The 25,477-nt window shown below is 35.9% G+C and carries 23 protein-coding genes and 3 pseudogenes; 5 read left to right on the forward strand and 21 right to left on the reverse strand.

Annotated features, from left to right (window positions below; all coding sequences use genetic code 11):
- Positions 1-36 precede the first annotated feature (36 nt).
- The 5 genes from glmM to ACJ5H0_RS12140 form a co-directional block, all read right to left on the reverse strand.
- Positions 37-1,419 carry a phosphoglucosamine mutase gene (gene glmM / locus ACJ5H0_RS12120; protein ID WP_411249712.1) on the reverse strand — a complete coding sequence of 461 codons (1,383 nt, stop codon included), beginning with the start codon at positions 1,417-1,419 and terminating at the stop codon, positions 37-39.
- An 89-nt stretch (positions 1,420-1,508) separates the two neighbouring features.
- Positions 1,509-1,661: a hypothetical protein gene (locus tag ACJ5H0_RS12125; protein WP_273650229.1), complete on the reverse strand. Its 153-nt coding sequence runs from the start codon at positions 1,659-1,661 to the stop codon at positions 1,509-1,511.
- Positions 1,661-3,694, reverse strand: a complete 2,034-nt coding sequence (gene feoB / locus ACJ5H0_RS12130; RefSeq protein WP_172281621.1) for a ferrous iron transport protein B — start codon at positions 3,692-3,694, stop codon at positions 1,661-1,663. The genes ACJ5H0_RS12125 and feoB overlap by 1 nt, the downstream gene beginning before the upstream one ends.
- Positions 3,694-3,948, reverse strand: coding sequence for a FeoA family protein (locus ACJ5H0_RS12135; protein WP_262888831.1), 255 nt, complete (start codon positions 3,946-3,948; stop codon positions 3,694-3,696). Before ACJ5H0_RS12135 ends, feoB begins: the two co-directional genes overlap by 1 nt.
- Positions 3,949-4,083: 135 nt before the next feature.
- Complete coding sequence (locus ACJ5H0_RS12140; RefSeq protein ID WP_273650231.1) at positions 4,084-4,989, reverse strand: GLPGLI family protein; 906 nt, start codon at positions 4,987-4,989, stop codon at positions 4,084-4,086.
- Positions 4,990-5,228: 239 nt separating this feature from the next.
- Between ACJ5H0_RS12140 and ACJ5H0_RS12145 the strand changes: the two genes are divergently transcribed.
- The gene (locus ACJ5H0_RS12145; protein WP_172281626.1) at positions 5,229-5,723 is read left to right on the forward strand and encodes a DinB family protein; all 495 of its coding nucleotides are present in this window, start codon (positions 5,229-5,231) and stop codon (positions 5,721-5,723) included.
- Positions 5,724-5,784: 61 nt separating this feature from the next.
- Here the strand turns inward: ACJ5H0_RS12145 and ACJ5H0_RS12150 are convergent, their stop codons facing one another.
- The gene (locus ACJ5H0_RS12150) at positions 5,785-8,487 is read right to left on the reverse strand and encodes a carboxypeptidase regulatory-like domain-containing protein (RefSeq protein WP_411249714.1); all 2,703 of its coding nucleotides are present in this window, start codon (positions 8,485-8,487) and stop codon (positions 5,785-5,787) included.
- Between the two features lie 277 nt (positions 8,488-8,764).
- Here ACJ5H0_RS12150 and ACJ5H0_RS12155 point away from each other — a divergent pair, with 277 nt between their 5' ends.
- Both ACJ5H0_RS12155 and ACJ5H0_RS12160 read left to right on the forward strand, forming a co-directional pair.
- Positions 8,765-9,646 (forward strand): cupin-like domain-containing protein, encoded by an 882-nt coding sequence (locus ACJ5H0_RS12155; protein WP_172281630.1) that lies wholly within the window; start codon positions 8,765-8,767, stop codon positions 9,644-9,646.
- Between the two features lie 280 nt (positions 9,647-9,926).
- Positions 9,927-10,809, forward strand: a pseudogene (locus ACJ5H0_RS12160) (cupin-like domain-containing protein).
- A 34-nt stretch (positions 10,810-10,843) separates the two neighbouring features.
- On the opposite strand, the pseudogene ACJ5H0_RS12165 reads toward ACJ5H0_RS12160, so the two are convergent.
- From ACJ5H0_RS12165 to ACJ5H0_RS12225, 13 genes and pseudogenes are all read right to left on the reverse strand, one after another.
- Positions 10,844-12,570, reverse strand: a pseudogene (locus ACJ5H0_RS12165) (M14 family metallopeptidase).
- 128 nt (positions 12,571-12,698) lie between these two features.
- Complete coding sequence (locus ACJ5H0_RS12170) at positions 12,699-13,430, reverse strand: metallophosphoesterase family protein (protein ID WP_411249718.1); 732 nt, start codon at positions 13,428-13,430, stop codon at positions 12,699-12,701.
- A gap of 2 nt (positions 13,431-13,432) precedes the next feature.
- Positions 13,433-13,976: pseudogene (locus ACJ5H0_RS12175) on the reverse strand (RNA 2'-phosphotransferase).
- Positions 13,977-14,084: 108 nt separating this feature from the next.
- Positions 14,085-15,029, reverse strand: a complete 945-nt coding sequence (locus ACJ5H0_RS12180; RefSeq protein ID WP_411249721.1) for an ADP-ribosylglycohydrolase family protein — start codon at positions 15,027-15,029, stop codon at positions 14,085-14,087.
- The gene (locus tag ACJ5H0_RS12185; protein ID WP_411249722.1) at positions 15,029-15,715 is read right to left on the reverse strand and encodes an SIR2 family NAD-dependent protein deacylase; all 687 of its coding nucleotides are present in this window, start codon (positions 15,713-15,715) and stop codon (positions 15,029-15,031) included. The genes ACJ5H0_RS12180 and ACJ5H0_RS12185 overlap by 1 nt, the downstream gene beginning before the upstream one ends.
- Positions 15,712-16,311 carry a TIGR02452 family protein gene (locus ACJ5H0_RS12190; protein ID WP_411249725.1) on the reverse strand — a complete coding sequence of 200 codons (600 nt, stop codon included), beginning with the start codon at positions 16,309-16,311 and terminating at the stop codon, positions 15,712-15,714. Before ACJ5H0_RS12190 ends, ACJ5H0_RS12185 begins: the two co-directional genes overlap by 4 nt.
- 43 nt (positions 16,312-16,354) lie before the next feature.
- Positions 16,355-16,540, reverse strand: coding sequence for a poly(ADP-ribose) glycohydrolase domain-containing protein (locus ACJ5H0_RS12195; protein ID WP_411249727.1), 186 nt, complete (start codon positions 16,538-16,540; stop codon positions 16,355-16,357).
- The gene (locus tag ACJ5H0_RS12200) at positions 16,530-16,955 is read right to left on the reverse strand and encodes an ADP-ribosylation/crystallin J1 (protein ID WP_411249729.1); all 426 of its coding nucleotides are present in this window, start codon (positions 16,953-16,955) and stop codon (positions 16,530-16,532) included. Before ACJ5H0_RS12200 ends, ACJ5H0_RS12195 begins: the two co-directional genes overlap by 11 nt.
- 21 nt (positions 16,956-16,976) lie before the next feature.
- Complete coding sequence (locus tag ACJ5H0_RS12205) at positions 16,977-17,450, reverse strand: macro domain-containing protein (RefSeq protein ID WP_411249732.1); 474 nt, start codon at positions 17,448-17,450, stop codon at positions 16,977-16,979.
- An 11-nt stretch (positions 17,451-17,461) separates the two neighbouring features.
- Positions 17,462-18,367, reverse strand: coding sequence for an NAD(+)/NADH kinase (locus ACJ5H0_RS12210; protein WP_411249733.1), 906 nt, complete (start codon positions 18,365-18,367; stop codon positions 17,462-17,464).
- Between the two features lie 49 nt (positions 18,368-18,416).
- Complete coding sequence (locus ACJ5H0_RS12215) at positions 18,417-19,424, reverse strand: SPFH domain-containing protein (RefSeq protein ID WP_411249735.1); 1,008 nt, start codon at positions 19,422-19,424, stop codon at positions 18,417-18,419.
- 187 nt (positions 19,425-19,611) lie between these two features.
- On the reverse strand, positions 19,612-20,154 hold the full coding sequence (locus ACJ5H0_RS12220; protein WP_411249738.1) for an NADAR family protein: 543 nt from the start codon (positions 20,152-20,154) through the stop codon (positions 19,612-19,614).
- A 270-nt stretch (positions 20,155-20,424) separates the two neighbouring features.
- Positions 20,425-21,102, reverse strand: a complete 678-nt coding sequence (locus ACJ5H0_RS12225; RefSeq protein ID WP_172281656.1) for an NUDIX hydrolase — start codon at positions 21,100-21,102, stop codon at positions 20,425-20,427.
- A 134-nt stretch (positions 21,103-21,236) separates the two neighbouring features.
- On the opposite strand from ACJ5H0_RS12225, the gene ACJ5H0_RS12230 reads away from it, so the two are divergent.
- Together ACJ5H0_RS12230 and ACJ5H0_RS12235 are read left to right on the forward strand one after the other, a co-directional pair.
- Complete coding sequence (locus ACJ5H0_RS12230) at positions 21,237-21,869, forward strand: DUF1579 domain-containing protein (RefSeq protein WP_411249742.1); 633 nt, start codon at positions 21,237-21,239, stop codon at positions 21,867-21,869.
- Positions 21,870-22,182: 313 nt separating this feature from the next.
- Positions 22,183-22,398: a hypothetical protein gene (locus ACJ5H0_RS12235; RefSeq protein WP_273650241.1), complete on the forward strand. Its 216-nt coding sequence runs from the start codon at positions 22,183-22,185 to the stop codon at positions 22,396-22,398.
- 37 nt (positions 22,399-22,435) lie between these two features.
- Here the strand turns inward: ACJ5H0_RS12235 and lepA are convergent, their stop codons facing one another.
- Complete coding sequence (gene lepA / locus ACJ5H0_RS12240; RefSeq protein WP_172281662.1) at positions 22,436-24,232, reverse strand: translation elongation factor 4; 1,797 nt, start codon at positions 24,230-24,232, stop codon at positions 22,436-22,438.
- Between the two features lie 78 nt (positions 24,233-24,310).
- Entirely contained in the window at positions 24,311-25,330 is a 1,020-nt protein-coding gene (locus tag ACJ5H0_RS12245; protein ID WP_411249748.1) for a hypothetical protein, read from the reverse strand.
- Positions 25,331-25,477 lie beyond the last annotated feature (147 nt).

A 25,477-nucleotide genomic window follows, 5' to 3' on the forward strand; every position in this document is an offset into this window, starting at 1 on the left:
AAAGAACGGAACATAAAGTTCCGTTCTTTCATCTTTTTAAATCAGGCTATTTATTTTCGCTATAATCTGGTCTGCCAGCTGATCTGCCTCTTCCTGGGATTTGGCCTCAGTATAGACTCTGATAATAGGTTCCGTATTCGATTTACGAAGGTGAACCCAGTTGTTTTCAAAATCTATTTTCACTCCATCTATGGTAGAAACTTCTTCGTTCTGATATTCTTTTTCCATTTTGGCTAAAATATCATCTACGTTGATTTCAGGGGTAAGTTCAATTTTCTTTTTCCCCATAAAATAGCTTGGATATCCTGCTCTCAGCTCTGAAACGGTTTTGTTTTCTTTTGCCAGATAAGTAAGGAAAAGGGCAACGCCTACCAAAGAGTCTCTTCCGTAGTGAAGATCAGGATAAATAATTCCTCCGTTTCCTTCTCCTCCGATAACCGCATTTTTCTCTTTCATCAGGGTAACAACATTTACCTCTCCTACCGCACTTGCGAAATATTCAGAATTATGATTCCGGGCGATATCCCTCAATGCACGGCTCGAAGAAAGATTGGATATGGCAACTCCGTTTTTATGTTTTAATAAATAATCCGCCACTGCAACCAATGTATACTCTTCTCCAAACATCTCTCCCTTTTCATCGATCAGAGCCAGCCTGTCAACATCAGGATCCACTACCACTCCGAAATCTGCTTTTTCTTTTTTTACCAGTTCGCAGATGTCTCCCAAATGTTCTTTCAGAGGCTCCGGGTTGTGCGGAAAATGTCCGTTAGGCTCACAATACAGTTTTATGGTTTCACATCCAAGTTTATCCAGCAACATCGGAATCGCTATTCCACCTGTAGAATTCACAGCGTCTAAAACAACTTTGAATTTTTTGGCTTTAATGGCTTCAACATCTACCATGGGAAGATCAAGGATCTGCTGGATATGAATATCAAAGGCATCGTTCCTTGTTTCATAATTCCCTAAATCGTCTACTTCCGCAAAGTTGAAATCTTCACTTTCAGCGATTGCCAGCATCTCTGCTCCGTTCTCACCACTGATGAATTCTCCTTTTTCATTCAACAATTTAAGGGCGTTCCATTGTTTTGGATTATGGGAAGCGGTAAGGATAATTCCTCCGTCCGCCTTCAGTTCCGGAACCATAATTTCCACGGTAGGTGTTGTGGAAAGTCCGAGATCAATAACATTGATCCCCAGTCCCTGTAATGTAGCTGTTACCAGAGAAGAAACCATTCCACCGGAAATCCTTGCATCCCTTCCTATAACAAGCGTTAAGTTTTTTTTGTTTTTATTGTTCTGAAGCCAGGTCCCGAAAGCGGAAGCAAACTTTACCACATCAAGTGGAGTTAAGTTATCATTTACTTTTCCCCCGATCGTTCCCCGGATTCCTGAAATACTTTTAATTAATGACATTGTAGGTCTTTTGTAAGTTTAAATTCTATTTATATTCTGCGTAAGGCTGAGCAAAATTAGAAATTATTTACATTATTTGTGTGACAAATTTATGAACAACCGCAATCTTTATCACAACCTCCTCCTTTAGAACTGAATTTTTTAGGTGCAAAATTCTTTCTGATCACTCTGAAAAGAGAGTAACAGGCGAATCCTACAATGAGTAGTACGATAATGTATTGAAAAATTAATGAAGAGTTCATTATTTTAGAATTTGATAAATAAACATAGACACAAAATATGCCAAACCAGTCATCATAACAACCTGAAAGCCTGTCCATTTAAGGCTTTTTGTTTCTCTGTAGACTACTGCAAGTGTGGAAACACACTGCATTGCAAATGCATAAAATAAAAGGATAGATATTCCTGTTGCAAAATTAAACACTTTTTCACCGTTTGGTTTCACATCGTGTCTCATTTTGTCAATTACTTTTACTTCAGGAGCATCATCACTCAGGCTGTATAAGGTAGACATTGTACCTACAAAAACTTCTCTAGCTACAAAACTGGTAATGATTCCTACTCCCATTTTCCAATCATAACCCAAAGGAGCAATGGCCGGCTCTATAGCCTTACCCATTTTTGCAAGGTAGGAGTGATCCAGCTTAACATCTGTAGCAACCATTTGATTGGTCTTCTGTGCCGGTCCGAAATAACTTAAGAACCAGATGATAATACTTACAATAAAGATTATCTTTCCTGCTCCCGTTATAAAGTCCCAAACCTTTCCTAAAACCATTTTGAAATCATATCCGAACAATGGTTTTTTATAAGTAGGCAAATCCATTACAAGGTATGTTTTACCTTTATCTTTAATAAATCTTTTTAAGATGGCTGCTGAAAATAAAGCGACAAGAAATCCTAGCAAATACATTCCCATTAATACCAGAGCTTTATACTTTATTCCTAAAAAGCTTTTGTCTGAAATAACCAAGCCGATAATGATGCTATATACAGGAAGTCTTGCAGAACAGGTCATGAAAGGAGTTACTAAAATGGTCAGTAGTCTTTCCTTAACGTTTTCGATATTACGTGTGGAAATCACTGCAGGGATCGCGCAAGCTGTTCCGGAAACCAATGGGACAATACTTTTCCCGTTGAGTCCAAATGGCCTTAAAAACCTATCCATCAGGAAGATTACCCTTGCCATATATCCTGAATCTTCTAACAGATATAAGAAGTATAACAAAATTCCGATTTGAGGAGCAAATACCATAATCCCTCCTAATCCCGGGATAATTCCATTAGAAACAAGTGAATTTACCGGTCCTTCAGGAAGATGCTCGCCGGTGAATGCGGACAGCCATGAGAAGAAACTTTCGATCCAGTTCATCGGATACTCCGCAAGGAAGAATACGCTTTGGAATATAATAAGTAAGATCAGCATGAAAATCACATATCCCCAGAACTTATGCACCAAAACTTTATCCAGCTTTTCGGTAAGCAGTTCTTTGAACTGTGGCTTTTTAGTGATTACATTCGCTAATATCTTATCAACATTCTGGTATCTTCTTACTGTCTCCTGAACCTGTAGTCTCTTCGGAACCAGACTTTTAGCATCCGGACTATTGAGAATATCATGAACAGATTCTATTTTGCTGAGTTCTACTCCCGATGATATACTCATCCAGGCTTCATAATCACTATCCAAGCCCTTATGAGCCACAATTTTTGCTATAAAATCTTTATGTTCATTCGGAATTTCAAAAGAAGTTTTTTCCGTTTTTTTAAAATCATTATTAAAAACAGCTTCCCTTATCTGATCTATTCCAATTTGCTCTTTAGCATTGGTTTGGATAATTTTAATATTTAAAGCATTTGAGAACTGCTGGATATCGATATCAATCCCGCGTCTTTGAGCCTGGTCGATCTGGTTAACTACCAAAATAAGAGGAATACCCAGATCCTGGATCTGTTGAAACAAAAGAAGCCCCCTTTTTAAACTTAAGGCCTCAAGGATATAAACAACTCCGGCATAGTTTTGCTGCTCATCGATCAGAAATTTTGAAAAAATAGCTTCATCTTCAGAGCTCGGATATATACTGTAAGAACCCGGTAAATCTACCACTTCCACTTCCTCATCCTTGTAGCTGTAATGTCCGGAATAGCTTGCTACGGTAACACCGGCATAATTCCCGGTCTTCTGTTTTTTATTACAGAGTGTATTGAAAACCGTGGATTTTCCTACATTCGGATTTCCAACTAAAAGTACCTTTTTTTTCTTATTTTCCTGCATTAATCCCATTCTTGTACAATTATATAATCCCCTTCTTCTTCTCTGAGGGCTATACGGCTTTTTTCATCTCCAAATTCAACATACATGGGACCACTAAATGGAGCCTGATACAAAATCCTGAAAACGGTTTCCGGTAAAAGACCCATTTCTATAATTTTGTTTGGCATCTTTAGATGATCATTATCATAACCCAATATCTTCCCCATTTTGTTCTTAGGGAATCCGCTTAATTTATGTAAATCCTTCTCTTTCAAAGCCTGCTTTTTGTACATGCAAATGTACGCTATTTAAATTTAATCTAAATAACCTTAGTCTTAAAAAAAATAAACCCAAATGCTGTAAAAACATTTGGGTTCATTTGATAAAATATAATTTAGTTAATTGAATGTCTATTTTTTCTTTTTGTCAGTTATTTCAACCTTCTCAATCGGGTTATCATTGGCATTAAAGAAATCTTTGTATTGTTTTTCCTGTTTCTTCAACATATCACCTACAGTTCCATCCATTCCCGGTATGGTCTTGGAAAGCATGTCCTGTGTCATCATCGGTCTCAGAGTAGCAAAAGGATCTTTTTTGAAATCGTTATACGTTTTTTCGAATTTTTCTCTGGTTAGTTCGTTTACCTTTCCTCCTTTCGCCTGCATCAGGTTTTCTACGTATGAATATTCTGTGTAATCTTTCACCTTCTTATTTCCCTGAAGCACCCATGAATAATCTTTTGCATCGTCCTCTATCTTGACAATCAGACCCGGAAGACCAGAAAACTTGTAAGGACCGTCAGGGAAAGGCAGATCCGTACTGAACCATGCTGTCCATTTTCTTCCTCCGAATTCTGTGGTTGCTTTTTGTGTATTATAAGCTCCTATTTTTTGTTTGTCGGTAAGAATATTCCAGTTGAATTTCGGCTCCTCGTTATATCCGATATTACTTGGAGTAAATCCACTGGCAATTTTATCAACATACTGCACTTTCATGCTTGGATAAAATTTATAAACCCTGGCAGAAATTTTAGGCTGTCTGATTGTTTTTGAAAGGTCTTTCATCACACCTGCCTTCTGCATTGCTTCTATTTCCACCTTCAGGATCGAATCCTGTGCGATAATGGTATAATCCTGATAAATCGATCTGTTTTTATCTGTAATATCCAATATCGTAATAACCTTATCTATTTTAGTAGAATCTTTTTTAGGTTTAAAAGTAAGTTCGTAAAAGAAACGGTTTGCAGTTTCTTTAGACTCCTGAGCATTGGCAAAAGCAAAAAGAGCAATTAAGAATACTGAAAGCAACTTTTTCATTGTAATAATGTTTACTAATTAGTTGCTATTGTATCAAAAATGTTACAACTTTTTTCTCTTTATTTATAAGTTCTTTATGGTAAACCCCGGAAATATGGCTCCGCCAGGTTAATAGCTATATAAAAAATTATTTTCAGTGGCATCTTCTTTTTTCATATTCATTTTTAAAGATTATTATGTCGTCAAAACCTTTACAGCTATAAAAGTTTTAACTTTAAATACCTAAAAACAAAATTAATATGGACACATTAGCTCAATTAAAATCCGAACTTGATAGTGAGTATCAAACCACCAGAAAATTTTTTGACCTCTATCCCGATGACAAAAATGAGTATGCTCCTCACGAAAAAAGCATGAAAATGAAATCGCTTGCCAACCATCTTGCTGATGTTTTTGAGTGGCCCAACACCATGCTGAAAACATCTGAACTGGATTTTGGAACCGCACAACATCCAACCACGTCTGCTACGAAAGAAGATTTATTAAAAAAACTGGATGAGAACTATAAATCGGGTATCGACGCATTGGAAAATGCAAAAGAAGATGACCTGAATTCTACCTGGGCTTTAAAACATAACGGGCATGAATTGGCAAAATGGACCAAGTATGCATCAATCCGCCACAGTTTAAATCAAATTACCCACCACAGAGCTCAGCTGGGAGTATACTACAGGCTCAACGATATTCCTTTGCCGGGAAGTTACGGTCCGTCTGCAGACGTACAAAGCTTTTAAAATATAGTTTAAATGAAAAAGCCAATCCCAAGGGATTGGCTTTTTCTGTTTATGTAGTTTATTATTTGAAGTTAAATTTCACGGTAAACATTACCTGACTTGGACGAAGCTGATATCTCGTATAGGTAATATTGGTCGTATTAATATCATAGGTTTCAAATACCTTTTTATTCGCAATATTCATCCACTTCAGTTCGAAATCTACTTTCTTCTTAGCCCAGGTAAACTGATAGGACACATCGTAGAATCCGTTATGGTACTTCTGTTCAGCTGCATTTGTATTCACCTGATCCCAATTGAACCCGACCGTATGATTTTCTATAGGATAGAAGAAAAGTCCAAGATTATGGGTGAAGCCTGTTCTGGTAGCGTTAGAACTAACCTTTCCAACACTGGTCTGTTTTGTTCGGGAAATACTTGCGTTATAATCTATACTCATCCAGCTGAAATAAGTATTATTGAATTTAATTCCGTACGACTGGCTGTTATTCTTGTTGGTATAGGAATCATTATTTAAAAACAGGTCTGATTTCACGGTGTTGTTACTATAGCTAAGGGAGGCATTGGTTTTAAACTTTGGAAAATACTTTCCAACTTCTGCACTGTATCCATTATTCAATACATGATTATCCTGTTCTTTGTAATTCATTATTGTATATCCCGCACCATTGATTGTAGGATTGGAAATCAGGTTTCTTTTCGCATCGGAATACCTGTAGTTTACATTAAAGAATAAATTATTCAGCGGGTTTCTGTATTCAATTCTTGTTCCTGCTGATTTATTGTTGTTCTGAGGAATTGGATTTTTTGGATCCATTGCATTAATTCCACTTGGAGAAGTCATCAAGAATCCTGAATATGCTGTATTAATTTCTCCAAAATTATTATTGATATTCGCGTTTACCGACGCTTTCCAGAATGAAGCAAATGTATATTGAGCAAAAACACTTGGCTCAAATGTAACTTTATTAATCGTTTTAGAAACATTTCTGAACGGGTCCTCCGCTTTAATATTATTAGAATTGACCGGGAAGTTGGCATAAAGCATCCAGGAATCATTTTTATAATTAACACCTAAGCTTCCATAAGGAGTTGCTGTGGAATATCTCAGGTCATTGCTGTATGCGGTAGGAAGTGTCGGTAGATCATTCGGATTCGTGGATGGAATTGTTTCAATGTTATACAGGTCTGAAACCAGATCCGTTGTTTTGAAATTAAATCCTACTTCAGGAGTAAAGGTCCATCCCTTTGTAGAAAATCCAATATTTGCAGAATGATTTGCCTCAAAAGTTTTAAGCCTTAGGTTTTGGGTAACAAAATCAGAATTCGGTAACACTTTGAATCCAGGGATATCCAGATATGATGTTGGAGAAACTTCCAATGTTTGCCTGTCTGTCTGATAGCTTACATAGGATAAAAGGTTCACCATTTTTTCCTTCCATGGTATAATCGTACTTAAGGAGTTTTGAAATGATGTCGTAGGAGATTCAAGGCTTTCCCCTGCATTTCTTTGTTTTCCGGAAGTAAGGTCGGTTCTGTCTACCAGTCCTCTGTCTGCATTCCAGTATTGAGAAAAGCTTGTTGTATTCTTGAAGAATCCTTTTTTTGCATTCTTTGTAAAAATCAATTCTCCTTTAGCTTTATCCGTATAAAAATTATTAAGAATATTAGTTGTATTGGAGCTTCCATCGAAATAATCTTTCCTGTTGTAAGCTTCTCTTTCTACTGCATTATTTGTATAGTTGGCATTGGCCTTAAGTTCCCATTCTTTCTTTTTATCGATATTGGTTAAATAATTAGCGGATAAATAGTGGACATTATTTAATAAGTATCTTTTTACCGGAAGGCTGGGAGTGTCTGCATTTTCTACATTGAGCCAGTCATTTTGTGAGGCATTAATCCTCTTTCCTTCGAACCTGTTTCCAAAAGCCAATATATTTCCTTCATTTTCAACCTGCTCTCCCATATTATTGGTTTTATAATTAACTACCCATTGGCTTTTCTGTCCAAAGAACATAGGGGTCAGTTTCACATTCCAGAGCCAAGGTTCTCCAAATCCTGTTCCTACTTCTCCTCTACCAGTCATGGTAACGGAATTCTTTAATTTAATATTGATTGCCGCCTGGTCGGAAGGTACTTTATCCTGAAGGATTTTTACAGGCTGGTGATTTTCAAGTACTTCTACTTTCTGTACAGCATCCTTTGGTAAAGAATTATTAATCGTTCCGTATCCTCCTTCCATCAGGTCTTTCCCATTAACGTAGAATTTATTGATCGCATTCCCCTGATAAAGTATCGTTCCGTCCGTATTAACCTCAATACCAGGAATCTTTTTCATCACATCAGCCAGCGTCCTGTCACTCTTACTGTCAAAAGCTTTAAGATCATACGCAATGGTATCCCCTCTCGCCGTAATCATCTTGGTTTTCAGTTGAACTTCCTTAATCTCGGTAGCCTCAGACTGCATTTTAAAACTTAGCGTCTGATCACTGTTGCTTATCTGTTTAGTTAATGGTTTTTGGTTAAATGCCTTTACTTTCAAATCAACATTAGACTCTGCTGTAGTAAAAGTTACTTTATATTCCCCTTTTGAATTGGTAATTCCATAAGCTAAGATCGCATCTTTACCCGGTTCTTCCACCGTTACACTTGCGCTTGGAATAGGAACACCATCTTCATCTGTGATTTTTCCTGTAATCGTCTTTTGTGCATAAGTAAGCACAGAAAGAAAAATCATCAGAAATAAAGTAATATTCTTTTTCATAATTCTAGTTATTTGCTTAATTAGTTATTATTCGGTGTTTTTTGTTACACATCTATAGAGATGCATTTCAGGCAAATAAGTTAAAACACTGTTTTTCACTATGTTTTTAGTGATAATTTTTTTTTGGTTTTTTTTGTTTGTGTATTTTAGGGATATAAGTTTTGCTTCATTTTATTTTGACTAAATAAAATAAATGATTAAAGCCATAGGTTAAATAAATCTTAATTTACTTAATATCAATATTTATTTAATAGTTTTGTAACATAAAATTTATAAAATGGGAATTGTCTTAAAGCCTATTGACATTGTAGATGACATTACTAAGGAAGAATTCTACGAAAAATACCTAAGGCCGAGAAGGCCTGTTGTCATCAAAAATATGGCAAAAAAATGGCCTGCATATCAAAAATGGACAATGGACCACATCAAAGAGACAGTAGGAGACGTAGAAGTTCCATTATATGACAGTTCCAAAGCTGATCCCTCAGCACCGATCAATACCCCTACTACAAAAATGAAGTTTGGCGATTATATAGACCTGATCCAAAGAGAACCTACCGATCTTCGTATTTTTTTCTTTGATCCTATTAAATATGCCAATAAGCTGCTGGACGATTATATTTCTCCAAAAGATTTAATGGGCGGCTTCCTGGATAAATATCCTTCCATGTTTTTCGGAGGAACAGGGTCCGTTACTTTTCTGCATTACGATATAGACCTTCCCCATATTTTTCATACCCACTTCAACGGGAGAAAGCACGTTATTCTTTTTGAAAATAAATGGAAAGAAAGATTATATAAGATCCCTTATACCACTTATGCATTGGAGGATTATGACATTTCAAATCCTGATTTTACCAAATTTCCCGCACTGAATGGGATCGAAGGTATAGAATGCTTTCTGGAACATGGGGATACCTTGTTTATGCCCACAGGATGGTGGCACTGGATGAAATATCTGGACGGAAGTTTCTCTCTTTCCTTAAGAGCATGGGATAAATCCTGGGCTGTAAAGGCCCACTCTATCTGGAATCTTACGGTACAACGTAAATTCGATGATATTATGAAGGTCAATTTCAAGAAGAAATACATGGACTGGAAGGAAAAAATAGCCATAAAAAGAGCGGAAATAGCCTTACGCAGAGGCCTGCCTAAGTAAATATTCTTATTTTACAAAATTCTTAATTATAGGTTTTGATTCAATCGGAACCCATAATTTTTTGTTGGATACTAAGACTATTTGTATTGAATTCTAAATTTTGTGGAGTCCTTTAATTATTACGCATTATAAATAAAATACTATTGCATTACACTTCTTTTTATTATTTTTATCTGGTCTAAATATTTATGATAGTGATTTGAATCATAGATTAAAAAAAAACTTAAACACAATATTATATTTATTTAATTTAATAATTTTGTAACATAAAATTTACAGAATGGGAATTATTTTAAAGCCTATAGATGTTGTAGACGATATCAGTAAAGAAGATTTCTACGAAAAATATCTAAAGCCGAGAAGGCCCGTTGTCATCAAAAACATGGCAAAAAAATGGCCTGCATATCAAAAATGGACAATGGATTATATGAAGGAAACGGTAGGTGATGTAGAAGTCCCCTTATATGACAGCTCAAAGGCTGACCCGTCTGCTCCCATCAATGCATCTGCAGCCAAAATGAAATTTGGAGATTATATCGATTTGATTCAGAAAGAGCCTACAGATCTTAGAATCTTCCTTTTTGACCCGATCAAATTTGCTCCAAAACTTCTTGAAGATTATATTTCTCCCAAAGAATTAATGGGAGGGTTCCTTGATAAATATCCGAATATGTTCTTTGGAGGAAAAGGTTCCGTTACTTTCCTTCATTTTGATATCGATATGGCGCATATCTTCCATACGCACTTCAACGGCAGAAAACATATCATGCTCTTTGATTACAAATGGAAAGAAAGACTTTATCAGATTCCTTATGCTACGTATGCTCTGGAAGATTACGATATTGAGAATCCTGATTTCACTAAATTCCCGGCGCTTGACGGAGTGGAAGGTATTGAATGCTTCCTTGAACATGGAGACACCTTGTTTATGCCTACAGGATGGTGGCACTGGATGAAGTATCTGGACGGAAGTTTCTCTATTTCCTTAAGGGCTTGGGATAAATCCTGGGCAGTAAAAGCACACTCTTTATGGAATCTTACGGTACAGCGTAAATTTGATGATATCATGAAGTCCAATTTCAAAAAAAAGGTATATGGACTGGAAAGAGAAAAAAGCTGTTGAACGAGCCAACTATGCTTTAAAAAGAGGCTTACCAAAATAAAAAAAAGGCGTTTCATCTGAAACGCCTTTACTTTTTACAAAATCCTATACACAGGATATTGCCTGAATGTCTTTTCTTCAAAATAAGGAGAATGTTTATAAACCCAGTCTAGCTGAGCAGCACCATCATCTGCAAATTTTTTATCTGATGATTTTTTATCCTCAAACTCCTTTTTCAGTTTAGGGTCTTTTTTTTAATAGTTCAGCCGCGGTATCTTCAAAGATATATGCTGAAAAATATTCCTTTTGTGCCAGAATACCATCAAAGAAATTCCAGTTAAAGAAGGAATCCAATGCTTCCGGCTCAAGGGTTTCAATAATGTATTTAACTCCCGGCTGCTGTGTAGAAACTATATAATCACCTTTCAGGAAATTCACTTTTTTATCGGATTTATCAACCGTTGTTTCATAATGAAGATAATGTCCTTCGTATGGATTTTTAACCGTTTTAAAATCATTGATCTTATAGGATTCCACCGCTATTGCACTGTCCTTTTGAATCGGTTTCATTTCTATTTTATTCCTTTTGAATTCTTCAATAACCCTGTACTGAGACTGCGGAATGACATAATATTTTGGAATTGTAATGTAACCCGTAGGAACAGCCGTCGTAAACAATTTTATATTTTTTGTAAAAGGACTTGTCCTGTCGTAATACAATCTTGGTTTTCCGGATACTTCACTGGGTTTATATTTTCCTTCATATCCTTTAAAATCCATCGTGGAAAATTTTGTAGAATCAATCTTCCAGCGGATACCATATTGTTTTCCTGGCTGATATTGCTTTAGGTTTTCAATACGATAGTCTTTGATCTTTTTATACTCTTTATCCAGATTCTGAAGGTTAACAAGCATATACTTATACGTTGCATCAACCCTTTTGTCGTAAGGTTTGAGCATATGCGTTTCCGGAACTGTGCCCAATGAGTTGAATAAAGAAGTATATCCCGTTGAGTATCGTGGTGAATCTTCAAAGGCAGCAAATCCGATTTCAGGGACATCCCCGTGAATATTCACATAAGGAGTGCTCTCATATCCCAGTTTTTTTAAATCCTGCAGGTTCTTTGCCTGATAATCATTGTAAAAATAATTTCCCAGTACATTTCCCAGACGTTCTTTAAAAGTTGAAATATAAGTAAACGTATATTGGTAATCTGCCCCGTTGCTTACATGGTTATCGATAAAGACATCCGGCTTCAGCCACTGGTATATTTCCTGGAAACTTCTGGCATTTTTAGAATCGGCTTTAATAAAATCCCTATTCAGATCATAGTTCCTGGCATTTCCTCTGAATCCGTATTGTTCCGGACCGTTTTGATTCGCTCTGGAGTAAGACCCTCTGTTCAGCATTCCGCTTACGTTATATGCTGAAATAGCTGCTATGATAAAATTCTGTGGAGTCTTTATTTTTTTTTGTGGCAAGATCCCGAATGAGCATCATGGTTGCATCAATTCCGTCCGGTTCTCCCGGATGGATTCCATTATTAACAAAAAGGATTGCTTTTTCTTTTCTCAGTTTTTCAATATCTTTTTCCGGAAACGGATTATAGATAACAAGATAGATGGGCTTTCCGTTATCATCTTCCCCTTTTTTAAGGTATTGAATTGTATTAAATTTTTTAGCCAGATCCTGGTAATAGTTATTCATCTCATCATAGGTAACGGTCTGGTTGCCATTTCCTTTTTCAAAAGGCGTCTGGAAAGATTGCTGTGAAAAAAACAATGAAGAACTAAGTAATAATAGAACAAATTTAAGTTTCATGAAGATAAAATTTCAGATTATAAAATTACTGAAATTATTGATGAATCTTTTGGTTAATCATAAAGACCGGGGGTTTCTTTTAAAGAAGTAAGAATGTCTCTGATTATCATTGATTTCTCGATTAGCAGCTACCCATTCCTCCCTGTCTCATCAGGATATAAAGCAGGAAGAGGATCACTCTGCCAGAACTCTTTGGTGTCTGCATCCATAATGGACAATGATCCTGTATAAGCAGCCCCGGTATCCAGATTCCAGACATTGGCTTTGTGTAGAGGTTCTTTGCTTCCCAGGTCAATAGTAGGGGTATGCCCAATAAATATCTCGTTATACAAAAGCAGCCTTTTAGGATATAATTCAGAGTTCTTGCTCAGCTTTTTATCCATACAAACAGCCGTTTCCCAAAGCGTCCGATCCCATCGGTAATTACTGGAATAGACCTCTCTTTCCGGGCCGTGCATTGAAGAATATCCGGCATGAATAAATAAACGGTTCTGATCGTCTACATCATAGTTTTTCATATGCTGAAAAAACTCCAAATGTTGCTGTATTTCTATTTCGGAATAGGCATCATAACTTTCGATAGTCTTTCTCCCTCCATTATTGAGCCATACTTCAGGAGTTTCTCTGAAAGAAAGCCAGTCTTCACACCAGGCATCATGGTTTCCTTTAATAAAAATACAATCCTGCTTTTTTGAAAGTTCAATCAGAAAGGCAATAATCTGGGAAGATTCACTCCAGCCGTCTACATAATCTCCAAGAAAGATTAATTGATCATCACTTTTTACCTGAGCCCGGTCAAGAACCTGGATCAGCGCTTTAAAACCTCCATGAATATCACCTATTACTAACTTTCTCTTCATTTTTACTTTGAAATATATTTCGTGTCAACAAAATCCGTCAGCCAGACTCCATTGTCTGAAAGATAGAACTGAATTCCTTCTTCAGACATTTTGCCTGTCCGGATGGTCAAAATTACAGGTTTTCCGTGACGCATTCCCACTTTTGTAGCAGTATCTTTATCTGCACTCAGATGAACATGCTGCCTGCTTCTTTTTTCAATCCCTTTTTCCATAATGGATCTGATATTACTTTCTGCAGTTCCATGGTAGAGATATTCCGGAGGCTGCTGAGGAATCAATGCCAGATCTATATTAATAGAGTGTCCCTGGTTAGCTCGTATTTTCGTTTTATCTTCGTTAAAAGCAAACCTTTTTTTTGTTATTTGTTTCTACGACCTCATCTAATTCCTCCATCGTAAAATGCACTCTTTTGCGGGCCGATTTTGTAATCAATTCTTCCACATCCGCCCAACCATTTTCATCTAAATGCAGATGAATTGTTTCTGGCTGATGACGGAGAATCAGGCTTAAAAATTTACTTATTCTTTTATTTTCTATTTCGTTCATGATTATGTTTTTTATTTAGCAATAATATTCTTCATGATCAGATCTTACTTGAATTCCTGTTGTTTCAATTATACTTTAAAATATTCACTTATAATATTCATTGCTCTATTACTTACTAAAATATTTTGTCTCCAGCTTTTCACATATTTTTTCAATATCTTCCTTCCTTACCAATTCTGAAATCCAGTCTTCAGGAATATTTTCAAAACCATAATAAATTCCAGCAATTCCTCCTGTTATAGCCCCTGTAGTATCGGTATCTTCACCTAAGTTAACCGCTTTCAATACCGCTTCAGAATAACTTTCTGAATTCATAAAACACCATAAAGAAGCTTCTAAACTGTGTAGAACATATCCTCCGCTTTTAATTTCATCTTCTGCACATTTCGAAATATTATTATTTAAAATTCTTTCAAACAGATTCATTTCAGCCTGAGAGCAAATTGGATTATTATCTAAGAATTGATTTACTACAATACACATATTTTGATAGGCCTCCAGTTTATTTTTTCTGTGTAATATTTCCAATAAAAATTCTAAGTAAATAAAACATGAAATTACTGAACGAATATGTGCATGGGTAATGGAAGAAACTTCTTTTATAATTTCAAACCTCTGCTCCAAAGAAAAACCTTTTATATAAAACAATAGGGGTAAAATCCTCATTAAGGAGCCGTTTCCATTATCTTTTTCACTGCTGCCTCCGCATAGTTGAAGAACGTTCCCTCTACCTATCTTATGAATTGCTTGTCTTGTTGCAATCCCTACATCGAAAACTCTTCCATGTGGAGTCCAATGTCCATGTTCATACCATCTGACAAAACCTTGGCCTATTTTTTCTAAATTATATCCTTTCACAAGCACTTCTGCAAGACAAAGCGTTAACGAGCTATCATCACTCCAAGTTCCTGCTGGTTGATTATGTGTTCCGAACGCTTTCATTCCGGTAACCGGTGATTTCCTTAAATCTTCTCTTTTCTTAAATTCAACAGGAACCCCTAACGCATCTCCAACACAAACGCCGAAAATTCCAGATTTTACCACATTCTCCATTATGCCATATTTACAAGCTTATCAAACAATAATTTCATTCCTCTTGTTGCACTTTCTTTCATCACTACAGCTCTTTTACCGTATCCGAACTCCGTTTCATTGGGATTGATAACGATCAAAAGACAATCATCTTTAATTTCATGGATCAGACCTGCTGCCGGATATACCTGCAAGGAAGTTCCGATAACAATTAAAATATCTGCTTCTTTTACCTTTTCTCTTGCTACATTGTATAAAGGCACATCTTCTCCAAACCAAACGATAAATGGTCTTAACTGAGATCCGTCTTCGGCTTTATCACCCTCGTTAATATCATCTTTTTGCTCATAGATCAGGTCTTTGTTATGACTCGAACATGACTTAAACAATTCTCCATGGATGTGGAGGATGTTGGTTGATCCTGCCCTTTCATGAAGATCATCTATATTCTGAGTAATGATTTGTACATCGAAATACTTCTCAAGCTCTGCTAACAGCCGGTGGGCATCATTAGGTTCTACTTCGTGAAGCTGGCGGCGTCTCTGATTGTAAAACTCCAAAACCAATGCTCTGTCCCTCCTCCAGCCCTCAGGGCTAGCCACATCTGTTACATTATGATTTTCCCAGAGACCATCTCCGTCTCTGAATGTCTTTATTCCGCTTTCGGCACTAATTCCTGCACCGCTTAATATGGTTAGTTTCTTCATTGTTTTTTGGTTATTAAATTTTGGAATAAATTTAACATCTCTTCATTCTTGGTGAGAACAGCAAAAATGATTCTTTTAAATCTATTCTTATATTTTCCTTCTAAGTATTTTCTGAATAATTGAGCAATATCATTAGGATTATTCCTAAAAACACCGCAGCCCCAAGCCCCCAAAATCAAGGTTTCATTTCCTTTATTAAGTGCTAAAGCAAACATCTTATCCATTCTTACATCCATTGCATTTATAATTTGATCTGCCTTTTCTGGTTCTTGTCTTTTTACAACTCCTGCATTTACAGCTGCAGAGGTTATAAAATTGCACAGTATAGGCTTTTCTAACAGTTCTCCTTTATCTTTTCTAAAAACTGGGACATATGGGCTGTAAATCATATTATCCGTATAAAAACAAGATTTCATTCCACGATGAGTTTTGTAAAAGTTTTCAGCTTCAAGTTGACTGATATAAAGCGCTGAACTTCTTGCCAAGCTTTCTTCCTGTGCTTCGGCTCCACTAATGAATCCTCCGCCGGGGTTTTTAGCAGATGCAAAATTGAGACACATTAGCTTTTCCTCATCTTCTTCTATGGCTAATTGCAAAATCGCTTTTAAAGAACTACAATTCCATGTTTCAATTTGTGTTTCAAAAATGTTTTTTTTCTTTTATAGTTTCGGACAATATTGATAATTCATCTGAAGTAAATAATACTGTTTCTTTTTTACAAATTTCAATTTCATTACTTAATTCTATCTTCTTTCCCTTCGTATTTATATAATATTTATTAGCTAAAATTTCCAATGTATTTTTAGCCATTCCTTTATTTGTCATTGTTGTTGTTTATATCTAATATCAGGTTGGTTATTTCTTTATACTCAGAGGTGACATAATCAACTCCAATAAATACTTTTACTACTTTAATTTCACCAATTATAGCCTGATTAAATTCATCTAAATTTTCTGCTGGTACCCACAATTCATTATGGTTTTTAGCACCTACATTCTCAGCTGGGTATTTATCAACCTCATTCCGGAGAACTTCAAATTTCGTTACAAATCCAAGATAATTCCCAGCTTCATCCCTTGTGTTCCATTTCTCAGCAATTTCTGAAGCGTAATCTTCATTCAATACCGGATAGAAAATAGGTTGCCATTCCAGTCTTGGTGGAAATTTTTTATAATCACTTTTAATAATTAATATCATTTCCTTTTCTCCTACAGGTCTGTAAAGTGTTATTGTTTCCATTGTTCTTTTTATTCTTAATGCTTATTCAAAATCATAAACATATATTTCAATCTTATACTTCACCAATGTCCTTCCAATGATTGGTTCGATTTCCTCCCATTTTCCACCGGCCAGGCCACAACCTATCCTAGGTATATGGATACTTGCCTTTAACCTCAAAGCCTCAATAGATAGCTTCTCTAAACATTGTTCTACAGCTTTATATCGTATTGGAGGCACTCCCTGAGAATTAGTAATAACTTTATGTTGACCTATCATATTAGCGATCCATATTTCTGATTCAACTTTAACCAATTGGATCTCTCCAAGATTGAAATTTATGTCAGATTTAAACCAATTTCTATATTCCTTTTCAGGATACTTCCACTTTTTGGAGATAGCTAATACAAAACCTTTTCCCCAACCACCTATATCATTACAGATATGTGCAATAATTTTATTCCCATCTTTTTGAGGGTCCGTTGCGTCTCCTTTTAAATACTGTATCCCTTTCATGCTTTATTTTGTTATATCACCAAAACCGCCTCTTCATCAGACAGCTTAATTTCTACGGTTGCACCACTATTGAACTGCAAAAAATCCTGTTCAATTCCATCACTAAATATAAAACCATTATTTGGCATTAATGACTCTATCACGAGCCTATTTCCTCTTTTTATGCGCCCACTGCAAATTTCCGTTTGTGTTGCTTTACTTTTGAAAGGTTCTCTCACCGCAAAGTATAGATCATCTTCATTGAGTTCCGGATATTCCAGTTCTTTAGATCCTAAAATTCCATAGGCCATATTAAAGATCGAGCTTAGCCAGCCGGTACTTCCTGTCTTTGTAGAAACAATAATTCCACTGGAAGAATGCATCTCTTCTTTTCCGTTCATAGCCACCTTATACCTTGCTGAGCTATGGGAAGAAACACCAATGAAAAGATCATTTACAGCCAGGAGCTTTTGTCCGTCATTCAATACTGCTTCAGCAAACTTCATTCTCTTTGAACTAAAATTTTCGTTTATAACAGAATGAATGCCATCCAGAAAGGTTTTTGTATTAAAAGGAAGCAGTACTCCATCATACCTTTCCTGGTCAGGGTTAATTGCTACGATAGGTATATTTTTAGAGTATTTTGCTACATTCACTACCAATCCATCCTGCCCAACCACCACAATTAAATTCTTTTCAGAGAAAATAAAGGAGGGTATAAATTCTCGTTCTACCACTTTATTTTTAATTACTTTGGAAAGTTTTGTCTGGACTTCAAGAAATGACTGATAGAACTTTTCATGTTCAGTAACATATTCTTGAAAATCACCCCCTGAACTTTCAATGTAAAACCGGGCCTGTGCTTTTGTATTGAACCGTTCAATCAAAGCTTCCAATCTCGTTTTGTTCTTAATAATAATTGCGTATTCTGGTTTCATGGCTTTACTTCAATTGCTTATTTTAAATGCTTTTCATTCCTTTCATCGCTTAATGCTGTTTTAAGAGATTTTCCAATAAATCCGGGCTTATGTTTAAGTTTCCTATTTTTCCTGCATTTTCAGCAAGCTCTCTAAAAGCCAGTGCAATATTGGATCTTGCATCCTGGTTTCCACTCAAAGCACTTAGAACCCTCCAATCCATTTCTTTATATGGTTTCAATGAGGTTTCCAATACATAGCCCTGGGTTTCAGCTTCTTTTCTGTCATTTTCTGTCTTTTGCTCTATCAGCTGTTTTCTTTGATTTTCAACGGAAATATCAGCAGCAATCTTCATTTCTCTAAGGATCTTGTTATTTTCCTCCTGCTGGATCTCTGTTTCCATTCTTTTTTCTTCGATCTGTTTTTGTTTTTCCTCAACTGCTATCTCTGTATTCAGCTCAGATTCTTTGATCTTTCTTTCCTGCTCCACGGCAAAGTTTCTTCTCTCATAAATGGCTTCATCTGCCTGCTGCTGGAGTTTCTCCCTGGTTTCCGTTTCTAATGCCCTGGCCATTTCCGGAGTGGTTTGAACCGCCAGAATACTGGCTCCCAATATTTCAATGCCCATCGTTTGGATGGTTTCTGAAGCCTTAAGTCCCACTAAAATATGTTCCTCAATCTTCTTAGCGGAGCGGATGGCATCTTTTAAACTCATTTCATGGATAAATGATGAAGTAGAAGTCTGTGCCAGGTTAATGATTCTCTGGTTAAGCTTCTCAATATCATTTTTCTTATATACTCCTGATTCGTTAACCGTAAAATCCAATGTATTGGATAAAGCTTTTGGATCAATAATTTTATAGCTGATCTGTCCCTGGATTTTTACCGTCTGATAATCAAGCGTATTTTCATTAAAAATAAACGGCAGATCATTACTTCCCATCGGAATTGCTACAATAGAACTGTTTGGGGCAAAATAAAAGAATGATAGCCCTCTTCCTTCTCTTACGGTTTTCCCATTTTTAAAATGAAGAACGTAAGTCATTGAATCGAATTTGATGTGTCTGAAACCAAACATAGCTTTACTTTTTTAAGAGTTAATATTTGTGTTGTTTTTACGCTAATTAAACAGGACATAAGTTTATCTTGTTTAAAAGAATGTATTCTTCATTGATGAACATAACATCCTTCCCGAATGCATATTTTCACTGCTGATTACTATCTTACCTTAGTTCCTTAACGGATAATAAATCCCCCGGACCATATCATTCTTTTAGATCATCCCGGACCTCCATTAAAGCGAACCCTAAAAGATTCTCTCCTTTCCAATGAAGCGGATTTTTTGCTTCAGGATCTGATTCCAGCATCCCTATTCCCCAGATCTTATCATAAGGACTTGCTTCAATAATAAGCTTATCACCCGTTGATAACAGAAATTTTTTAAGCTCTGCGTTTTGCGAAAATTTAAAAAAGTTTCCTCTCTTTACAATTTCATATTTATGCTCATCCCAGATATGATGATCAAAGTTTTTAATCTTTCTTCCTAATCCCTTTGCCTCCTTTGGGTCCTGTGCTTCAATGATAAGAGCTTCGATATCCTTATCATTAAATATTCTTGCTTTTTCTGCCATCATATAATGCTCTGCCGTTTTATAAATAACTCCTCCTTCTTCAAGTTCAGTCGGATACCACTGACTGAAACACGCCTTCGTGATCTGATCTTTGGCTGTATGACCCCAGAAAAATAAGAATTCCAACTCCTCTTTATTTTGAAACTTTTGGATGATATTTTGCATATTATATTTCATGATTGCGTTATTATTACACAAATGTAAGAGAATACTTTATTTCCCTCCAAATTTATTTGCGTTAATTTTACACTAATGAGCGCAAACTATTGATTTTCAATTATATTAATTTATTACTGTTCATTTTCATTTTAAACAGTCCATCGAATCAATTAGTTTACCACACTTATTTAGGGTTAACTTGTAAAAAAAACAGGCTAAAGCCCGTTTCATTTGATATGATGATCATTTGTTATTATGTATTTACTTAGAAATATATGGTTTATACTTCTATTTGATTTCAAAATAAAATCCCTGCTCCTCTAGTTCCTTATATTTCTCCTGATTAAAAGTAAATAGTTTTCCCGGTCTTCCGCTCCCCTCTTTTTTAAGGTTGTTGGTTTCATTGAGAAGACCATAGCTCATGATCTTTTTACGGAAATTTCTACGGTCTATTTCCTGGCCAATGATTGTTTTATAGAGGTTTTCCAGATCAGAAAACGGAAATTCCTCATTAAGAAGATTGAAACCAATCGGCTGGTATTGAATTTTCGTACGAAGTCTTTTTAACGCAATATCCAGTATTCCTTTATGATCAAAAGCAAGCTTTGGAAGCTGATTAACACTGAACCATTGTGCGTCTTCGGCATCGGAATCTGCAAATAGTTCATAGTAAGAAGGGTTTACCAAGCCTAAATAAGCTATAGAAACGACTCTGTTCCTGGGATCCCTACCCACATTACCAAAAGTATAAAGTTGTTCCAGAAAATCGGGCTTTATGCCAGCCTCTTCATACAGTTCCCTTTTTACAGCATCATCAAGATTTTCATCATCAAGAACCAATCCGCCCGGTAATGCCCATCCTCCTTTGAAAGGATCAATTTTTCTTTTTATCAAAAGAACCTGAAGATCCTTCTTATCAAAGTATCCAAATATAACTGCATCTACTGCTACTTTAATATTCTGCATAATATAGTTTGCGTTGTGAATACACAAAGTTAATGTTTTGAATTAAAAACTCCACCGTTAAAAAGGCAAAAACCAACAAAATAAAATTTCTTACCTTTAATTTAAAATTATAACCAACTTAAAACTAAACATTTATGAAAAATCTACTGTTCATTGTAATCGCAGCTTTTCTATTGACGGCTTGCGAAAAAGGAAAACCCGATATGGGTAAGGAATCCACAGGATCTGATTCTGCAGCATGGAAACCTGTAGATTCTGCTACTGCTGTAAAGGCATGGACTGAATATGCTACTCCCGGAGAGATGCACAAAATGCTTGCTAAATCAGATGGGAAGTGGACCGGAGAAACGACTATGTGGATGGAAGAAGGAGGAAAACCTATCAAAAGTACATCTGAGTGTACCAATAAAATGATCTTTGGCGGACGTTATCAGGAGAGCGTACACACCGGTAATATGTGGGGAATGCCTTTTGAAGGAAGGAGCATTGTTGGATACGATAATGCGACTAAAAAATTTGTAAGTACATGGATGGATAATATGGGAACAGGAATAATGTATACTACAGGAGATTGGAACGCATCAAAGAAATCAATTGAATTTAAAGGTAAAATGCCTGACATTGCAAGACCTGGAAAAGAATGCGATGTAAGGGAAGTTTTTACATTCGTGGATGATAACACTCAAATCATGGAAATGTATGGTCCCGGCTCCAAAACCGGTAAGGAAATGAAAACAATGGAAATAAAATTCACCCGTAAAAAATAGAAAATAAAAAAACCGCTTCCTCTGAAGCGGTTTTTTATGCTAATTGGTTTCTGATGCACTTGTTTCCGGAACGCTGAAATTATTGTTTAAATAATTAACGTTGTAGACCTGCCCGCTCCATGTCTTCGTTGTGGAGTTGAAAACATATATTTATGATCATACTTATCAGCAAACATTAACAATAGTAAAAAACACATCTCATTTTCAGTGATTTACCTGATCCTACACTTTCTTTTATTATAGAAATTTGATATAGTAAAAAGGTCCAGGCCGAAAACCTTAAAAAGTAGGCATAAAACAAACTAACATTATCATGAATGCAAAAAATTTATTAAGAGTACTTATTGTAATTATCGTCATTATTGGCGGAGTTATTATTATTGTAATAGGCAAAAAACCATTTCCTGAGCCTGAATGTATTGTATGCGGTACTAAACTGATAACCATGCTTGGTATCGTTGAAATTATTCTGGGATTAGGAGCGCTGGTAGTGCAGAGAAACCTGATTGATAAGCAGAGAAATCTATAAAAATAAAAAGACCGATATGATATCGGTCTTTTTTATATTAATCGTTTAGCTTTAATACGGCCATAAATGCAGATTGCGGTACTTCTACCCTACCAATCTGTTTCATCTTTTTCTTACCTTCCTTCTGTTTTTCCAAAAGCTTACGTTTTCTGGAAATATCTCCCCCGTAACACTTCGCGGTAACATCTTTTCTTAGAGCTTTAATGGTTTCCCTCGCGATAACCTTCGTTCCCAATGCCGCCTGAACCGCAATATCAAACTGCTGTCTAGGGATCAGTTCACGAAGCTTTTCACACATCTTTTTACCGATATGATAGGCATTACTATCGTGAATCAATGAAGAAAGTGCATCTACCATATCGCCATTGATCAGGATATCCATTTTTACAAGCTTGGAAGCTCTGAATCCGATCGGATGATAATCAAATGATGCATATCCTTTAGAAATGGATTTCAGTCTATCGTAGAAATCGAATACAACTTCTGCCAAAGGCATATTGAATATCAGCTCTACTCTTTCAGAAGTTAAATAACTTTGGTTAACGATCTCTCCTCTTTTCTCAATACATAAAGTCATTACCGATCCTACAAAATCAGATTTGGTAATAATAGAAGCTTTAATAAACGGTTCTTCCACTCTATCCATTGTAGATGGATCCATCATTTCAGACGGGTTATTAATCAAAATAGGAACATCCGGTTCTTTTTTAGTATATCCGAAATAAGAAACGTTCGGCACCGTAGTGATAACGTTCATATTGAATTCCCTGTCCAATCGCTCCTGAACAATTTCCATATGCAGCATTCCTAAGAAACCACATCGGAACCCAAAGCCCAGAGCAGCAGAACTTTCCGGTTCAAAAACCAAAGAAGCGTCGTTAAGCCTTAATTTCTCTAATGAAAATCTAAGCTCCTCAAAATCCTCAGAATCAATAGGATAAATCCCTGCAAATACCATCGGTTTAACTTCTTCAAATCCTTCAATCGGTCCACTAGCGGGTTTATCGAAAGAAGTGATGGTATCTCCTACTTTAACTTCTCTGGCATCTTTAATTCCAGAAACCAAATATCCTACATCTCCACATCCAATTGTCTTTTTAGGAACCTGCTTCAGCTTTAAAGTCCCTACTTCGTCAGCTCCATATTCTTTTCCAGTGGCAAAAAATTTTATTTTTTCATTTTTGGAAATACTTCCATTTACTACTTTAAAATAGGCTTCTATACCACGGAAAGGATTGTATACGGAATCGAAGATCAAAGCCTGAAGTGGTGCATCAGGATCTCCTACAGGAGCAGGAATTCTTTCCACAATCTGCTCAAGCAGATGGTGAACCCCTTCACCGGTTTTCCCGGAAACCCTTAATACATCTTCATATTCGCAACCAATTAAATTCATGATTTCATCAGTCACCTCTTCAGGATTGGCTGAAGGTAAATCGATTTTATTAAGAATAGGAATGATCGTCAGATCATTCTCCAATGCAAGATAAAGATTACTAATAGTCTGTGCCTGAATACTTTGAGCGGCATCTACAATAAGAAGCGCTCCTTCGCAGGCAGCAATTGATCTGGAAACCTCATAAGAGAAATCCACGTGTCCCGGGGTATCGATCAGATTTAAAATATATTTTTCCCCTTTATATTCATAATCCATCTGGATCGCGTGAGATTTAATCGTAATCCCACGTTCTTTCTCCAAATCCATATCATCCAGCGTCTGAGACTGTAATTCCCTCTGGGTAACTGTATTGGTATATTCCAATAAACGATCCGCCAAAGTACTTTTACCGTGGTCAATATGAGCGATTATGCAAAAATTTCGTATGTTTTTCATTTAAGAACCTTGTAATTTGCAAAGATAAAAAAAAAGCAAGACAATTCATTGCTGTTAATTTTAATCAGTGAAATTAATTTATAATTCCGAAGGAAAATCGTATTCTCCGGTTAAAGGATCAATATAGATTTCAAACTTATCTCCTTTTTTCATTTTCTTTTGTTCCGCTCCCTGTTGAATTGCATCAGCAACACCTCCAATTAAACCAAACATTCCTAATGTATTATTAGAAGCTGCAGGAAAAAGATATCCTCTGTTGCTTACCACATAAAATCCTTTTTCATTTCTATTTAAATCCAGAAAGCCTGATAATCCCTTTTTATAAGCCTTTCCGTTTTCCACGTAAGCAAACATTTTGTAGGCAGGGATCTTATTCTTTTTACCATTTTCCTCTTTGAGTGCTTTTGTCACCTCCCCTTTTTCATTCCTTTCAAGTAGATAATTTCCGGGCTCGGGAGTCTGGTTAAAGAATGAAACGTGATCCAAATAAATCCCATCCTTTAACTGATCGCTCTTATATACTGCATAATTGTTCCTGACAAATGATTCATAATCAGAAAGCTCGTTGATAGATACAGCATTTCCAAAAGGTCTCTTTCTGTATGTTCTCATGAATAAATCAAAAAAAACATTAGGAACATTCTTAACTAAAAGTTCTGCAATTTCCTTATTATTGAGTGTAACTACAGTATCTTTTTTATATAGGAAACGATATTGATCCCCTTCCTTTGAAAAAGTCTGGGCTGAAAAATCAATGCTCCCACTTGTATTTTTTCCAATTGTTTCTCCAACACTTAATTTAAGCTTTTTTAAAATCAGAACCAGGTCTGCACTTCCTCCCTCATCATTTCCTTTTTTATACCAGTTTCCTAAATCATTTCCCGGGCTTGTAAGGAAAACAACTTCCTTCTCTTCTTTTTGATTTCCAAAAGGAAGAATTCCTATTTTTTTGTCTTCTCTTTGATCAATAACCGTTAAAGTCTTATAAGTTTCTTTTCCGTAATTTGGAATACTCCCTTTGAATTTGATGTATTCTTTTCCCTGAGATAATACGGTGATTGCAATAAAAAGGCTTGCAGTCTGAAGTAATTTCTTCATCTTTTTTTATATTTTTTGCAAAAGTAAAGATTAGTTTTAAACCAACTACACCAAACAAAAAACATTCATAAAAGTTATTAATCTCTATATTATTTTAAATCTTATTTTGAAAAAATGTAGTCTCCCGTAACGATAATTGTTCTTACA

Origin of the sequence: Chryseobacterium proteolyticum, assembly GCF_046591535.1 — a bacterium.
In the GTDB taxonomy this organism is placed as follows: Bacteria; Bacteroidota; Bacteroidia; order Flavobacteriales; family Weeksellaceae; genus Chryseobacterium; species Chryseobacterium proteolyticum.